This window comes from Limimaricola variabilis (assembly GCF_014195545.1).
Classification (GTDB): Bacteria; Pseudomonadota; Alphaproteobacteria; order Rhodobacterales; family Rhodobacteraceae; genus Limimaricola; species Limimaricola variabilis.
This window is the reverse complement of sequence record NZ_JACIBX010000001.1, coordinates 266,916-280,405: the sequence shown is the minus strand read 5'-3', so window position 1 is coordinate 280,405 and position 13,490 is coordinate 266,916. Positions and strand designations below refer to the sequence as shown.

Genomic DNA, 13,490 nt, shown 5'->3' with positions numbered 1-13,490 from the left:
CTCGCGCTCCACGATGCCCTCAGGGGGCGTCGCGGCGCAATCCCGCCCGTGCCGCCGCCCGGTCGATGGCCGCGACCACCGCCTCGGGGGCGGCATGGTGCGGCATGTGGCCAACGCCCTCGAGCAGGGTCAGGTTCGCCCCGGGGATCAGCCGCGCCAGCCGTATGGAATGAATCTCGGGGGGGACGATCGTGTCGGCGGTGCCGTGGACGATCTCGACCGGCAGGTCGAGGGACGGGTAGAGCGCGCGCATCCGCGTCACCTGATCGAGCAGCGCGTTGACCTGGCGGGCGTTGATCCGGAGGCTGGCCCGTCGCGCGGCCAGCCCGGCCCCGACGAAATCGGCATAGCCTTCGGGCACCGGATCCGGGGCGAAGATCGCGGTCAGCGTGTCGTCGATCATCCGCTCGGGCGCGAGCGCCGCGAGGACGGGCACCGCCACGGCACCGCCCAGCGCCGAGCCGTTGACGCGGTAGAGCGGCGCGAGGCCGGTGTCCCAGGGCAGGGTCGCGCCCGACAGGTCGACCAGTGCGGCGATGTCCTCGGGCCGTTCCAGCGCCCAGGCCATGGCCACCGCGCCGCCATAGGAGTGGCCGACGACGACGGGCCGCTCGGCGCCCAGCTCGGCCGCCGCCGCCTGCAGCAGGCGGGCCTGCGCCGCGAGGCTGTCGGCCTGCGTGCCGAAGGCCGCTCCGGCCGCCGGGTCGATCGGGTCGGAATAGCCCAGCCCCGGCCGGTCGAAGGCGATGACCCGGTAGCGGGACGAGAGCCGCTCGGCCAGGTCGAAGACCATATCGCGCAGGTTGCCCGAGGCGCCGTGGATCAGCACCAGGTCGGGGCCTTCGCCGGTCACCACCGCATGCACCCGCCGCCCCTCGACCTCGACGAAGCGGCCCAAGGGGGGATGCGCGGCGATGGCCTCGGCCTCGCGCTTGTCGGCGCGGGCGTCGACAAGCGCGCAGCCGGCGAGCGCCAGGATCGCGGCGAGGGCGGTGATCCTAGCGGCCAATGTCGGCAAGATCGTAGGGGGTGGTCTGGTAGATCTCGTTGATCCAGTTGCCGTAGAGCAGATGCGCGTGGCTGCGCCAGCGGTTCGACGGCTGTTTGGTCGGATCATCCCCGGGGAAGTAGTTCACCGGCACCGAGATCGCGGCGCCCGAGGCGACATCGCGGTCGTACTCTTCCTTGAGCGTGTGGCTGTCATACTCGAAGTGGTTGAAGATGTAGAGCGTGCGGCGCGCGGGGTCCTCGACCAGGCAGGGCCCGACCTCGTCCGAGGCCAGCAGTGTCACCAGCTCGGGCCGGGCGTCGATGTCTTCCTGCCGGATCTCGGTCCATCGGCTGACCGGCACGGTGCAGTCATCCGAGAAGCCGCGCAGATAGGGGCTGCCGGGCTTGAGGTTGCGGTGCCGGAAACAGCCGAAGGCCTTGCGGTCGAGCAGGTGCTTGGCCACGCCATGCTGATGCGCGATCAGCGCCATCCCGCCCCAGCAGACGCCGAAGGTGGAGTGGGCATGGGTCTCGGTCCAGTCGAAGACCCGGCGCAGCTCGTCCCAATAGGTCACCTCGTCGAAGTCGAGATGCTCGACCGGCGCGCCGGTGACGAGGAAGCCGTCGAATTTCTCGCCCGAGGCCGCGACCTCCTCGAAGGGGCGGTAGAACTCCTCCATATGGGCGGCGGCGGTGTTGCGCGATTCGTGGTCCGACATGCGGATCAGCGACAGCTCGATCTGCAGCGGGGTCGCGCCGATCAGCCGGGCGAACTGGTTCTCAGTCTGGATCTTCTTGGGCATCAGGTTCAGCAGGCCGATCCGCAGCGGTCGGATGTCCTGCCGGGCCGCCTGATCCTCCGACATCACCATCACGCCTTCGCGCGTCAGCACGTCATAGGCGGGAAGGGCTTCGGGGATCTTGATGGGCATGGTCGAACCTTCTGATTTGAAGGGGTGATCTATGCTTCCCGGCGGCTCTTGCCAAGTCTGGCCTCGAGCGCCTCGGCCACGACGCCCTCGAAATCCTCCGCCGAGGTGAGGCCGGACAGCGCCTCGGCCGGGATGGCGAGGCCCCAGCGCGCGGCCATCTTGGCATAGCGCGGCTGACGATGCGCCAGCGCCCGGCCATAGGTCCAGCGGATGAAGGCGTCGGGATCGACGCGCGCCTCGTCGAGGCCGGTCTCGGCCAGATAGCTCTGCCAGGCGTCGAGCAGGAAGTCGGGGCTGTAGGCCATCGGCTTGGGCGCCCGGTCGAAGCGGCGGATCAGCTCGGCGGTATGCGCCTCCGACCCCTCGATCCAGATCATCAGCATCTTTTCCGACAGGAGCGTCATCAGCGGGTCGTTGGGATCGTCGGGATCGACCCATTCGCAGATCGAGCCGCCGGTATCGCAGACGAAATGCGGATAGCCGTAGAGCGCCTGCGCGCGCTCGATGAACCACGGCGTGTCCTCGAGAGCCGCGATCTCGGCGCGACGGAACTGGGCCTGACGCTCGCGATAGGTGTCGAAGGGCAGGCCGCCCTTCTGCGCGTCGCCCGGCTTGCCGAGATAGGTCGAGACGGGGGTGAGGTTGTCGAAGCTGATATTGGAGGCGATGTAGATCGAATCCGACAGCAGCAGGTCGCGCAGGAACGGCACCTTCATCGCTTCGCGCTTGGCGTTGTCGGCGATCAGCTCGCCCATGTGGCGCGTGCCGATGCGGTAGTCGATCGAATAGTGGAACCAGTCGCCCGAGCGGCGCAGCAGGTTCGACACATGGGTCTTGCCGAGCCCCGACATGCCGAAGAACAGGACGCGCTTGCGGGGGGCGGAGAGCCAGTCGGAGGCGGAAGAATGGATCATGCGCGCATGGCTAAAGAAGCCGCGCGACACAATCCAGCGCGAAGTTGGCGTCGCTCAGAACTTCGGCGCGGGCGCGGCCCCGCGGGCTCGCGGCCGCCGCAACAGCCGCCCGTCGAGCACCGCCAGTCCGCCGGCCAGCAACGCGAAGCCCGCATAGGCGCGCGGCGGCAGCGTCTCGCCCAGAACGACCACGCCCAGCAGGATCGCCACCGGCGCAACCATCAGCGTTACCAGCAGGACGTTGCCGCTGCCGGCCAGCGCGATCACCCGGTAATAGATGATGTAGGCCAGCGCGGTGGAGCCGATCGAGACATAGGCGATCCCGGCCATGGTCGCGGGCGCGAGGTCGAGCAGCGGCGCGCCCTCGAAGGTCCAGGCCAGCGGCACCATGATCAGCGCGGCGCCGGTGGTCATGCCGGCGGCGGCGGTGAGCGGCGGCAGCCCGCCCATCATCTTGCGCGCCCAGACCCCGGCGAGCGCGTAGGAGACGGTCGCCCCGATCGCCGCGACCTGCCCCAGAGCGCCGGGATCGAAGCCCGACAGCGCCGATGGCCCGATCACCCAGACCACGCCCGAAAAGCCCAGCGCCACACCGGCCGCCTTGCGCGCCGTCAGACGTTCATCGGCGAAGCAGATCGCGGCGAAGAGCACGCCGAAGATCGCCGTGGCGGCGTTGAGGATCGCGATCAGCCCGGTCTCGACATGCTGTTGGCCCCAGGCCAGAAGGCCGAAGGGAATGGCGTTGTTGAGCGCGCCCATGACGATCAGCACGCCCCAGAGCCGCGCGCCGCGCGGCAGCGGCAGGCGGCGCAGAAGGACCACCGGCCATAGCACCAGCGTCGCCCAGATGGCGCGGTGCCCGACCACCCAGAGCGGCCCGATCTGGTCGAGCGCCACCCGGACGGCGAGGAACGAGCCGCCCCAGATCAGGGCGAGCAGGCCGAGCTGCGCCCAGGCCGCGTTTGTCATGGTCTTTTGTGCCGTCATGGCGGGCACTCTGCACGCCGCACGGGCAGGCGCAATCCGGAACATGCGGTTTGCATGCAAATGCGAAAGGGGCCGGCGGTGAGCCGGCCCCTTCGGGTCTCGTGTGCTCGGTTCAGAACCGGTAGGCGACGCTCATGCCGATGGCGACGGCGGAGTTGTCGTTGAAGTCGGCCACTGGCACTAGCTGTCCCGAAGTAGGGTTGCGCACCTGCGGGCTTGCATCTCCAAGCATGGTATACCGAATGCCACCGGAAATGGTTACTGCATCCAAATTGTAAGCGCCACCGATGCTGACCCAGCGCTTGCCATTGGTCGGGTCGAGCGGCGAGATTCTTTCATCGCCTTCAGCCTCGAAGCCGACCGCTGCCTGCACCGCAAACATCTCGCTGAGCCTGCGGCCGACGCCGACCTGCATCTGGTAGTTGTCGTCAATATTGGTGAGGCTGGCACCGCCGGTTGCGGCTTTGAAGGCCTGTGGCGAAACCCGCGTGTCTTCGTAGGCGGCATAGCGAATGTTAGCGAAAACGAGCGTGTCCGGCGCGACGCCGCTCTGCAAGTCGAGATTCCAGCTCTCTGGCGTTTCCACCGAGGTGGTACTGGCGAGTTGCGCAGGGAAACCACCTCCACCGAGCTCCGGTGGAGCCTGAAGCGGAGGAGTGGTCGTTTCGACCGTCTCGAAATCGTGCTCAATCGCAGAATTGTAAGTCAGTGCGGCGCGCAGTGCAATTTCTGGGACCTCGTAGGCCGCTCCAATCAAATAGCCATTGGCGCTACTTTCCTCGAGCGCAACCGAATAGCCATTTAACGGACCATATGCCTGTCCCGAAAGCATGATGTCCGCTTCGAGCGTCTGCCGACGAACACCTGCATGTACACTGAAATTATCGTTGAACCGATAACGGCCCAAGGCAGTGACTGCGCTGCTGTGGAGTTGAGCCGTAGTTCCGCCGAAGCCCGTTGTTTCCGGGTTGCCACCATAAGCGATGTCAGCGCCGAAGGGCTGGTCAATAATCAGGGCTCCCGAGAAGCCGTTGCTGAAATCCATCTTCACGCTAGCGGACGCGTTGGTGAAATCTTCGCCGACATTTTCGTACGTCTCTATCGGGGATCCTCGGTCGCGCCCGGATATCTTCGGAAACACCTTGCCGAAGCTCAGCTCTACGACGTTGCCCTCTTCGAAGATGGCGGTGATGTCCTGGTTCGAGCGGTCGAGGCCGATCGCTCCGGCCTGGCTGGCCATCAGCGCCGTCGCGAGCGCCAGCGCGCTCGTGGCGCCGTGATGCAGTTTCATGTTGTCTCCCTGTCGCATGATGCGTCCTCCGGCGACGAGGAGAGGTCGGCGCGCGCCATACGGCAATCTATGACGCAACGGCAGGTTGACGTGCACGTCGCAGCGTCACATCGCTGCATCAGCAGGCACCATGAAAAAGGGGCCCCGAAGGGCCCCCAGTCAGGTCATTCCCACTCGATCGTTCCCGGCGGCTTCGAGGTCACGTCGTAGGTCACGCGGTTGATGCCGCGCACCTCGTTGATGATCCGCGTCGCGGTCTCGCCGAGGAACTCGTGGCTGAAGGGGTAGTAGTCGGCGGTCATGCCGTCGACGGAGGTCACGGCGCGCATCGCGCAGGCGAAGTCGTAGGTCCGCCCGTCGCCCATCACGCCGACCGTCCGCACCGGCAGCAGCGCCACGAAGGCCTGCCAGATATCGTCATAGAGGCCGTGCTTGCGGATCTGATCGATGAACACCGCGTCGGCGCGGCGCAGGATGGCGAGCTTCTCGCGGGTGATCTCGCCGGGGCAGCGGATCGCGAGGCCGGGCCCAGGGAAGGGGTGGCGGCCGATGAAGCTGTCGGGCAGGCCGAGCTCGCGGCCGAGCGCGCGGACCTCGTCCTTGAACAGCTCGCGCAGCGGCTCGACGAGCTTCAGGCCCATCTTCTCCGGCAGGCCGCCGACATTGTGGTGGCTCTTGATGGTCACGCTCGGCCCACCCGAAAAGCTGACGCTCTCGATCACGTCAGGGTAGAGTGTGCCCTGCGCGAGGAAGGTGGCACCACCGACCTCGGAGGCGTGCTTCTGGAACACGTCGATGAACAGCTTGCCGATCGTCTTGCGCTTCACTTCGGGATCGGAGACCCCCTCCAGCGCGTCGAGGAACAGGTCCTGCTCCTGCGCGTGGATCAGCGGCATGTTGTAGTGGTCGCGGAACATCGTCACGACCTGCTCGGCCTCGCCCTCGCGCAGCAGGCCATGATCGACGAAGACGCAGGTCAGCTGATCGCCGATCGCCTCGTGGATCAGCACCGCCGCGACCGAGCTGTCGACGCCGCCCGAAAGGCCGCAGATCACCTTCTGGTCGCCCACCTGCTCGCGGATCAGGCGGATCGCCTCCTCGCGATAAGCGCCCATGGTCCAGTCGCCGGTGAAGCCCGCGATGTGCAGGAAGTTCTCGAGGAAGGTCTTGCCGTTCGGGGTGTGGTGCACCTCCGGGTGGAACTGCACCGCGTAGAAGCGGCGCTCCAGATCGGCGGTGATCGCATAGGGCGCACCCGGCGAGGTGCCGCAGACCGCGAAGCCAGGCGCCAGCTTGGAGACGTGGTCGCCATGGCTCATCCAGACCTGCTCGCGGCCTTCGAGGAACCAGCCGCGCAGCAGGTCGGTGGCCTCGCCCTCGGGCTCGACATAGGCGCGGCCGAACTCGGCGGTGCCGTCGCCGCGCAGCACTTCGCCGCCCAGCATCTGCATCATCACCTGCTGGCCGTAGCAGATGCCCAGAACCGGAACCTCCAGCTCGAACACCCGCATCGGCGGGCGCGGGCTGCCCTCGTCGGGCACGCTGGCGGGGCCGCCCGACAGGATCACCGCCTGCGGCTCGAAGCGGTCGAGGAAGGCCTCGTCCACCGCGTTGAAGGGATGGATCTCGCAATAGACGTTCAGCTCGCGCAGCCGACGCGCGATGAGCTGCGTCACCTGGGAGCCGAAATCCACGATGAGAAGGCGCTGGTGCTGTTGGCTATGCTCGGTCATGGCCCTGCGCATAGGCCCGGGCGGCTCATCGCGCAAGAGGCGTCGGCCTCGAAAAACCGTCCCCCGGCGGTGGCGATGTCGCTTTCGCGTCTGAGGCGGCGCAATCCGGCCAAGCGGGCGACGGCGGCCCGGCTATGACGAGATGAGGACGCATCACGGGAGCGGGCGATGACGGAAGCGGCACAGATGGCCGGAGAGCGGGCAGGGCGACGCGGGCGGTCGGGCGGAGGCGCCGCGCGACGCGCCGAGCGCACCGCCGTGAGCGTCGAGACCGCGCGCTTCATCGAGCGCAACATCCCCGATTACGAGGTGCTCGACGCCCGGGCGATCGAGGTGATCGAGGCCAATGCCGAAACCGTTCTCGAGGAGATCGGCGTGGTGTTCTCGGACAATCCGGAGGCGCTAGAGCGTTGGCGGCAGGCCGGGGCGCATGTCGATGGCGAAAGGGTGCGCATCCCGCGCGGGCTGGCGCGCAAGCTCTGCGCCACGGCGCCCGCGACCTTCACCCAGCACGCGCGCAACCCCGCCCGCAACGTCGAGATCGGCGGCCGCAACCTCGTGCTGGCCCCGGTCTATGGCCCGCCCTTCGTGCGCGACGCCGAAGGCGGCCGTCGCTACGCCACGATCGAGGATTTCCGGAATTTCGTGAAGCTCGGCTACATGTCGAAATGGCTGCACCATTCCGGCGGCACGGTCTGCGAGCCGACCGACGTCGCGGTGAACAAGCGCCATCTCGACATGCTGCTCGCGCACATGGTCTATTCCGACAAGCCCTTCATGGGGTCGGTCACCGCGCCCGAGCGGGCGCAGGACTGCGTCGAGATGTGCGAGATCCTGTTCGGCAAGGAGTTCGTCGCCGAGAACACGGTGATGACCTCGCTGATCAACATCAACTCCCCGCTGACCTTCGACGGTATCATGATGGGCGCGCTCGAGGTCTATGCGAAGGCCAACCAGGCCTGCATCATCTCGCCCTTCATCGTCGGCGGCGCGATGGCGCCGGTCTCGGTCGCGGGCACGCTGACCCAGGTGCTGGCCGAGGCGCTGGCGGGCGTGGCCTATTCCCAACTCGTGCGGCCCGGCGCGCCGGTGATCGTCGGCGCCTTCGTCACCTCGATCGACATGAATTCCGGCGCGCCGACCTTCGGCACGCCCGAGGCCTCGCTGATCACCTATGGCATGGGCCAGCTGGCGCGGCGGATGGGGCTGCCTTACCGCTCTGCCGGGGCCTTCTGCGGCTCCAAGCTGCCCGACGCCCAGGCCGGCTACGAGAGCGCCAACAGCCTGAACATGGGGCTGATGTCCGGCGTCAACTTCATGCTGCACGCCTGCGGTTGGCTCGAAGGCGGTCTCGTCGCCTCCTACGAGAAGTTCGTGATGGATGCCGACCAGCTCGGCGCGCTTCACCAGATGGCAAAGGGCGTCGACGTCTCCGAGGAGATGCAGGCGATGGACGCGATCCGCGAGGTGGGCCCCGGCGGGCATTACCTCGGCTGCGCCCACACCCAGGCCAACTTCAAGACCGCCTTCTGGCGCTCCGAGGCCTTCGACTACAAGCCCTTCGAGACCTGGGACGAGGAGGGCGCGCGCGACACCCAGACGCTCGCCTCGGCGCGGGTGGCCAAACTCCTGGGCGACTACCGGCAACCGCCGCTCGACCCCGAAATCGCGCAGCGGCTCACTGAGTATGTCGAGAAACGCAAGGCCTCGATGAGCGACAGCTTCAGCTAGGCCGCGCGGCGCGCCACAGCCGCGCCTCGGCCATCAGTGCGACGATCAGCTCGACATGCCGGGCCGGGCGGTAATCGCCCGTCCCGGCGCGGCGGCGCTGCTCCTGTTCGGCCTCGCGGTCGAGCAGCAGCGTGACCGCCCGCGCCGGGCCGCAGGGACCGGGACCGATCAGCCGCGGCAACAGCCGGGCACGGTCGTATTGGTCGATCCCGAAACGCGCGGCATCGACCAGGATCTGAGGGCGCCGCAGCGCGGCAATCCGGCTCATCGGTTCCAGCATGGCTCTTCTCCCTGACAGGCTGTGTTGGCAGACCCCTTGTCTCACGCCCCGGGCCGCGTTGCGTGACGCGGCCCTGCTACGCGCGGTGGCTTCAGCCTTGTTTGGGATACTTCAACCAAGCTGAACGCGGCCGAAGTGTGGTTAATCCTTCGGTAACCAAGGGCAAACGAAAGTTGGGACCGCGAGACTTGGGGATGTCAGGGCGGGGCCGGTAGGACGGCCGGCGCCGCCTGTCGAAGACGAAGCACCTGCACGCGTCGTGGCGGGGCCGCTGCCGGGTTGGCTGCCGCCCGCGGTGCGGCATTATCTCGATCATGTGGAGGGCGGCGCGCCGATCCGGGTGCTGGCACGGCGCGCGGCGGTGCATGCCTCGACCGTGCTGCGCCAGGTCCGCAATCTCGAAAGCCGACGCGACGACCCGCTGGTCGACGCGGCGCTGCGACGGCTGTCGCGCGACTACAGATCCGTCACACCGAGGGAGGTTCCGATGACCCGTCACGCGCGCATGGGATCGGGCACGGCCCGCGACGACACGACCACGGCACAGACCATGCGGGTGCTGCGGCGGCTGGCCGAGCCCGATGCGGTGCTGGCCGTGGCGCCGGACCTGCCGGTGGCGGCGGTGATCCGCGAGACGCCGGACGGCGCGACCCAGCGGCTGGCCCGCCTTGACCGGCCGGTGGCCGAGGCGCTGGCGCTGCGCGGCTGGATCGCGGCGCGCGCCGAAGAGGGGCGGGTGGCGCGCTACCGGATCACCGCGGCCGGGCGCGCGGCACTGCGCGAGACCGAGGCACCTGCGGGCTTTGCCGAGGCCGGCGCAAGCTTCGCCCCCGCTCCCGGCGCTGCCCGCCCGGCCGTTGCCGACGGGCCGCTGACCCTGCTGGCCCGGCGCCGGGACCGCGACGGGCGGCCGTTTCTCGACCGGGCGCTGGTCGCCGCCGGCGAGCGGCTGCGCGAGGATTTCGAGCTGGCCCAGATCGGGCCGCGGGCGACGCAGGACTGGTCGCGCTTTCTCACCGGCGGCTGCAGCGGCGGGACCGGGTCACGCCAGCCGCCCAGCGCCGCGCGCGAGCGGCTGGCCGCGGCGCTCGACGATCTCGGCCCGGGGCTGGGGGACGTGGCGCTGAGCTGCTGCTGTCACCTCGAGGGGATGGAGAGCCTCGAGCGGCGCATGGGCTGGTCGGCGCGCTCGGGCAAGATCGTGCTCCGCATCGCCCTGCAGCGGCTCAGGCGCCATTACGACGCCACGGGGGGCGGCGAGATGATCGGCTAGCCGGCGGCAAAGCCGCAGCGGCGTGTCAGCTCCTCGTCCCATGCGGCGATCGCCGGGAGGCCGCGCGCGTGACGGGCGACCGGGGTTTGCATCGACCAGCGCCGCATCGGCGCCAGCATCCCGTAGAGCGTAGCGTCGGCGATGCCGGGCGCCGGTCCTTCGATGAAGTCGTGCACGCCGAGCCACAGGTCGAGCGCGTCGAGCAGGTCGCGGCCGCGCGCCGTGATCCCCTCGGGCCCCAGCCGGGTCATGCCGCGCGCGTGGAGCTGCCGGCCCAGCGAGCGGCGAAAGGCGGCATGGGCCAGCGCCGCGATCGGCGCCGGCATGTCGGCGCGCAGGAAGTCGCGGAACCAGGCCGACCCCTCCGGCAGCATGATCAGCTCGTGCTCGTAGATCTGGTGCAGCCCCTCCTCGGCGGCCATCTTCCAGGCGCGCCCGGCAGCCGCCGGAGCGGTGTCGATGGCGGGAGGCGGCACGTCGTGGCGCGCGGCGAGGCGCGCGATGATCACGTCGCTGTCGGCCACCGTTTCGCCGTCGATCTCGGCCCAGGGACTCTTCTTCAGCGGACCCTTGCCGGGGTTGTTCTCGACCTTGAACTCGAAGGGCACCCCGTTGAGCCGGCACCAGGCCAAAAGCTTTAGGGTGAAGGGCCCCGAGGTCGGCAGGCCGAAGGCCGGGGCAAAGCCGTAGATCGTTGCAGGAGTCATTTCGGGTGATTCCGATCGCTGATGACACGTGGCGGATGCTGCGCGCGCCCCGTGCAACTGGCAATGGAATTAAAACGGCGGCGGGTTTCCCCGCCGCCGTCTGCAAGTCCGGTGATGTCAGCCGTTCACTCGGCGGCGTGGCTGGTGTCGACGCCGACGTTCTCGGTGTGCTGCTGCTTGAGCGCCGCGCGGATGCCGTCGCCATAGGCCTGGTCGACCTTGTCGAAATGCGCCAGCTGGCGATCGATGATCTCCTTCGGCACGCCGGTCATCGCGGTGGCGATGTTCGAGAACAGGCGGCTCTTCTGGCCGTCGTCGAACAGGTTGAACAGCGCGCGCGGCTGGCTGTAGTGGTCCGCCTCCGAACGGAAGTCGTAGCGGCCGACCTCACCCTCGTAGCGGTGCGGCGGCTCGGCCACCGACGGATCCTCGACCGGCCCGCCGAAGGAGTTCGGCTCGTAATAGGCGTCGGGGTTGGTGCGCAGGCCAAACGGCATGGTGCCGTCGCGGTGGTAGTGATGCACCGGGCATTTCGGCTTGTTGACCTCGAGGCTCTCGTAATGCGTGCCGATCCGGTAGCGATGCGCGTCCGGGTAGGAGAACAGACGGCCCTGCAGCATCTTGTCCGGCGAGAAGCCGATGCCCGGCACCACGTTGGACGGGTTGAAGGCCGACTGCTCGATTTCCGTGAAGTAGTTCTCGGCGTTCCTGTTAAGTTCCATCTCGCCGACCTTGATCAGCGGGTAGTCACCATGCGGCCAGACCTTGGTGAGGTCGAAAGCCGACCAGCCGGTCTTCTTCTCGAACTCGATCGCTTCCATCTCGGGCATCACCTGGATGAACATGTCCCATTTCGGGAAATGCCCATTGGCGATCGTGCCGAACAGCGCCTCCTGGTAGGTCTCGCGGCTCTTGCCGATGACCTGCACCGCCTCGTCATTGGTGAAGTGCTTGTGGCCCTGCTGGGTCTTGAAGTGGAACTTCACCCAGAACCGCTCGCCCTGGTCGTTCCACAGCGAGAAGGTGTGCGAGCCGTAGCCGTTCATGTGCATCGGCGTCTGCGGCAGGCCGCGATCCGACATCAGGATGGTCACCTGGTGCAGGCTTTCGGGGCAGAGCGACCAGAAGTCCCACATCGCGGTGGCGGAACGCAGGTTGGTCTTGGGGTGCCGCTTCTGGGTGTGGATGAAGTCCGGGAACTTGTAGGGGTCGGCCACGAAGAACACGGGCGTGTTGTTGCCCACGAGGTCCCAGTTGCCTTCCTCGGTATAGAACTTCAGCGCGAAGCCGCGCACGTCGCGCTCGGCATCGGCCGCGCCCTGTTCACCGGCCACGGTGGAGAAGCGGGCCAGCATCTCGGTCTCGGTGCCCGGCTTGAACACCGCGGCGCGGGAGTACTTGGTGATGTCCTCGGTGACGCGCAGGGTGCCATAGGCGCCCCAACCCTTGGCGTGGACGACGCGCTCGGGGATGCGCTCGCGGTTCTGGTGCGCGAGCTTCTCGATCAGCTGGTAGTCCTCGAGCAGGACGGGGCCGCGGGGTCCGACGGTCTTGGCGTTCTGGTTGTCGGCGACGGGCGCGCCTGCGGATGTCGTGAGGCGGGGGCGATCGGTCATGGCTGTCCTCCGGGATTGGCTTCGGGGCGGAATATGGCCCGGGGGGAGGCAAAGGCAAAATCGGATTTTCTGGCCTTTGCCATAAGCTGACGTTATCGGTTCGCCATGAATCCATCACTCAAACAATTGCGCTACTTCGTGGCGCTGGCCGAGACCGGCGGTTTCGGCCGCGCCGCCGAGATCGTGCATGTCACCCAGCCGGCGCTGAGCCAGCAGATCAAGGAGCTGGAGACGATCCTCGGCGTCGAGCTGGTCGAGCGGTTGCCGCGCGGGGTCCGGCTCACCCGCGCTGGGCGCGAGGTGCTGGAGAGGTCGCGCCGGATCATGGCCGAGGTCGCGGATCTCGAACGCGCGGCCCGGATGACGCGGGGCCTGTCGGGGCGTCTCAGACTCGGGGTGATCCCGACGGTGGCGCCCTACCTGCTGCCATTGGCGCTGACCCGGCTCAGGGCGCGAGACCTCACGCTCGATATCCGGGTGCGCGAGGCCCAGACCGAGGCGCTGCTGGCCGATCTCGAGGCCGGGCGGATCGACGCGATGGTCGCGGCGCTGCCGGTGGCCGAGCCGAACCTCGCGGTGACGCCGCTGATCACCGATCGCTTCGTTCTGGCCGGGACCCCGGGGCGGCTGGCGCGCTGGGCGGAGGGGCGCTCGGCGCTGCGGCCGGACGCGCTGGCGCCGGACCAGCTGCTGCTGCTCGACGAGGGGCACTGCCTTGCCGATCAGGCGCTGGAGGTCTGCGGGCTCAGGGGGCGGGGACGCGTCGATCTGGGCGCCTCGTCGCTGGCGACGTTGACCGGGCTGGTGGCCGAGGGGTTCGGGCTGACGCTGCTGCCCGAGATCGCGCTGAGGGCCGAGACGGCGGCCGCGCCGGGGCTGGCACTGCGCCGCTTCGCCGATCCGGAGCCCGCCCGGGAACTGGCGCTGATCCGGCGCGCGGGGGGCGACGACGGCTGGGTCGCGCCGCTGGCGGCGCTTTTGGGGGAGGCGGGGGCCGAGCTTCTGGACTCGGCCCGCGCCGTCTGCGCGTGACGGA

Annotated in this window: 12 protein-coding genes; 3 read left to right on the top strand and 9 right to left on the bottom strand. The window is 68.4% G+C overall.

From position 1 onward, the window contains the following. Nucleotides 1–19: 19 nt before the first annotated feature. From FHS00_RS01315 to guaA, 6 genes are all read right to left on the bottom strand, one after another. The gene (locus FHS00_RS01315) at nt 20–1,009 is read right to left on the bottom strand and encodes an alpha/beta fold hydrolase (RefSeq protein WP_246390889.1); all 990 of its coding nucleotides are present in this window, start codon (nt 1,007–1,009) and stop codon (nt 20–22) included. Next, a complete protein-coding gene (locus FHS00_RS01310; protein WP_183469113.1) occupies nt 999–1,922 on the bottom strand; it encodes a homoserine O-succinyltransferase in 924 nt (307 codons plus the stop codon). Before FHS00_RS01310 ends, FHS00_RS01315 begins: the two co-directional genes overlap by 11 nt. Nucleotides 1,923–1,951: 29 nt before the next feature. Next, the gene (locus FHS00_RS01305; protein WP_183469111.1) at nt 1,952–2,836 is read right to left on the bottom strand and encodes an ATPase; all 885 of its coding nucleotides are present in this window, start codon (nt 2,834–2,836) and stop codon (nt 1,952–1,954) included. 54 nt (nt 2,837–2,890) lie between these two features. Continuing rightward, on the bottom strand, nt 2,891–3,823 hold the full coding sequence (locus FHS00_RS01300) for a DMT family transporter (RefSeq protein WP_246390886.1): 933 nt from the start codon (nt 3,821–3,823) through the stop codon (nt 2,891–2,893). 112 nt (nt 3,824–3,935) lie between these two features. Continuing rightward, complete coding sequence (locus FHS00_RS01295; protein WP_183469107.1) at nt 3,936–5,114, bottom strand: OmpP1/FadL family transporter; 1,179 nt, start codon at nt 5,112–5,114, stop codon at nt 3,936–3,938. Nucleotides 5,115–5,278: 164 nt separating this feature from the next. Further along, complete coding sequence (gene guaA / locus FHS00_RS01290; RefSeq protein ID WP_183469105.1) at nt 5,279–6,847, bottom strand: glutamine-hydrolyzing GMP synthase; 1,569 nt, start codon at nt 6,845–6,847, stop codon at nt 5,279–5,281. A gap of 168 nt (nt 6,848–7,015) precedes the next feature. On the opposite strand from guaA, the gene FHS00_RS01285 reads away from it, so the two are divergent. Then, on the top strand, nt 7,016–8,578 hold the full coding sequence (locus tag FHS00_RS01285) for a trimethylamine methyltransferase family protein (RefSeq protein WP_183469104.1): 1,563 nt from the start codon (nt 7,016–7,018) through the stop codon (nt 8,576–8,578). On the opposite strand, the gene FHS00_RS01280 is transcribed toward FHS00_RS01285, so the two are convergent. Continuing rightward, complete coding sequence (locus FHS00_RS01280; RefSeq protein WP_183469102.1) at nt 8,571–8,858, bottom strand: DUF6477 family protein; 288 nt, start codon at nt 8,856–8,858, stop codon at nt 8,571–8,573. The two genes, FHS00_RS01285 and FHS00_RS01280, sit on opposite strands and share 8 nt — an antisense overlap. 259 nt (nt 8,859–9,117) lie before the next feature. Between FHS00_RS01280 and FHS00_RS01275 the strand changes: the two genes are divergently transcribed. Continuing rightward, the gene (locus FHS00_RS01275) at nt 9,118–10,131 is read left to right on the top strand and encodes a DUF6456 domain-containing protein (protein ID WP_343064576.1); all 1,014 of its coding nucleotides are present in this window, start codon (nt 9,118–9,120) and stop codon (nt 10,129–10,131) included. Here the strand turns inward: FHS00_RS01275 and FHS00_RS01270 are convergent. Next, a complete protein-coding gene (locus FHS00_RS01270) occupies nt 10,128–10,838 on the bottom strand; it encodes a glutathione S-transferase family protein (RefSeq protein ID WP_183469100.1) in 711 nt (236 codons plus the stop codon). The genes FHS00_RS01275 and FHS00_RS01270 overlap by 4 nt on opposite strands. A 125-nt stretch (nt 10,839–10,963) precedes the next feature. Beyond that, nucleotides 10,964–12,454, bottom strand: a complete 1,491-nt coding sequence (locus FHS00_RS01265; RefSeq protein WP_183469098.1) for a catalase — start codon at nt 12,452–12,454, stop codon at nt 10,964–10,966. A gap of 105 nt (nt 12,455–12,559) precedes the next feature. On the opposite strand from FHS00_RS01265, the gene FHS00_RS01260 reads away from it, so the two are divergent. Beyond that, nucleotides 12,560–13,486 carry a hydrogen peroxide-inducible genes activator gene (locus FHS00_RS01260; RefSeq protein ID WP_183469096.1) on the top strand — a complete coding sequence of 309 codons (927 nt, stop codon included), beginning with the start codon at nt 12,560–12,562 and terminating at the stop codon, nt 13,484–13,486. The last annotated feature ends 4 nt before the right edge of the window (nt 13,487–13,490 follow it).

Bases quoted from the DNA above. Each gene is read 5' to 3' on its own strand.
- FHS00_RS01310 (WP_183469113.1), bottom strand. From the start codon at position 1,922: ATGCCCATCAAGATCCCCGAAGCCCTTCCCGCCTATGACGTGCTGACG.
- FHS00_RS01305 (WP_183469111.1), bottom strand. From the start codon at position 2,836: ATGATCCATTCTTCCGCCTCCGACTGGCTCTCCGCCCCCCGCAAGCGC.
- FHS00_RS01300 (WP_246390886.1), bottom strand. From the start codon at position 3,823: ATGACGGCACAAAAGACCATGACAAACGCGGCCTGGGCGCAGCTCGGC.
- FHS00_RS01295 (WP_183469107.1), bottom strand. From the start codon at position 5,114: ATGAAACTGCATCACGGCGCCACGAGCGCGCTGGCGCTCGCGACGGCG.
- guaA (WP_183469105.1), bottom strand. From the start codon at position 6,847: ATGACCGAGCATAGCCAACAGCACCAGCGCCTTCTCATCGTGGATTTC.
- FHS00_RS01285 (WP_183469104.1), top strand. From the start codon at position 7,016: ATGACGGAAGCGGCACAGATGGCCGGAGAGCGGGCAGGGCGACGCGGG.
- FHS00_RS01280 (WP_183469102.1), bottom strand. From the start codon at position 8,858: ATGCTGGAACCGATGAGCCGGATTGCCGCGCTGCGGCGCCCTCAGATC.
- FHS00_RS01270 (WP_183469100.1), bottom strand. From the start codon at position 10,838: ATGACTCCTGCAACGATCTACGGCTTTGCCCCGGCCTTCGGCCTGCCG.
- FHS00_RS01265 (WP_183469098.1), bottom strand. From the start codon at position 12,454: ATGACCGATCGCCCCCGCCTCACGACATCCGCAGGCGCGCCCGTCGCC.
- FHS00_RS01260 (WP_183469096.1), top strand. From the start codon at position 12,560: ATGAATCCATCACTCAAACAATTGCGCTACTTCGTGGCGCTGGCCGAG.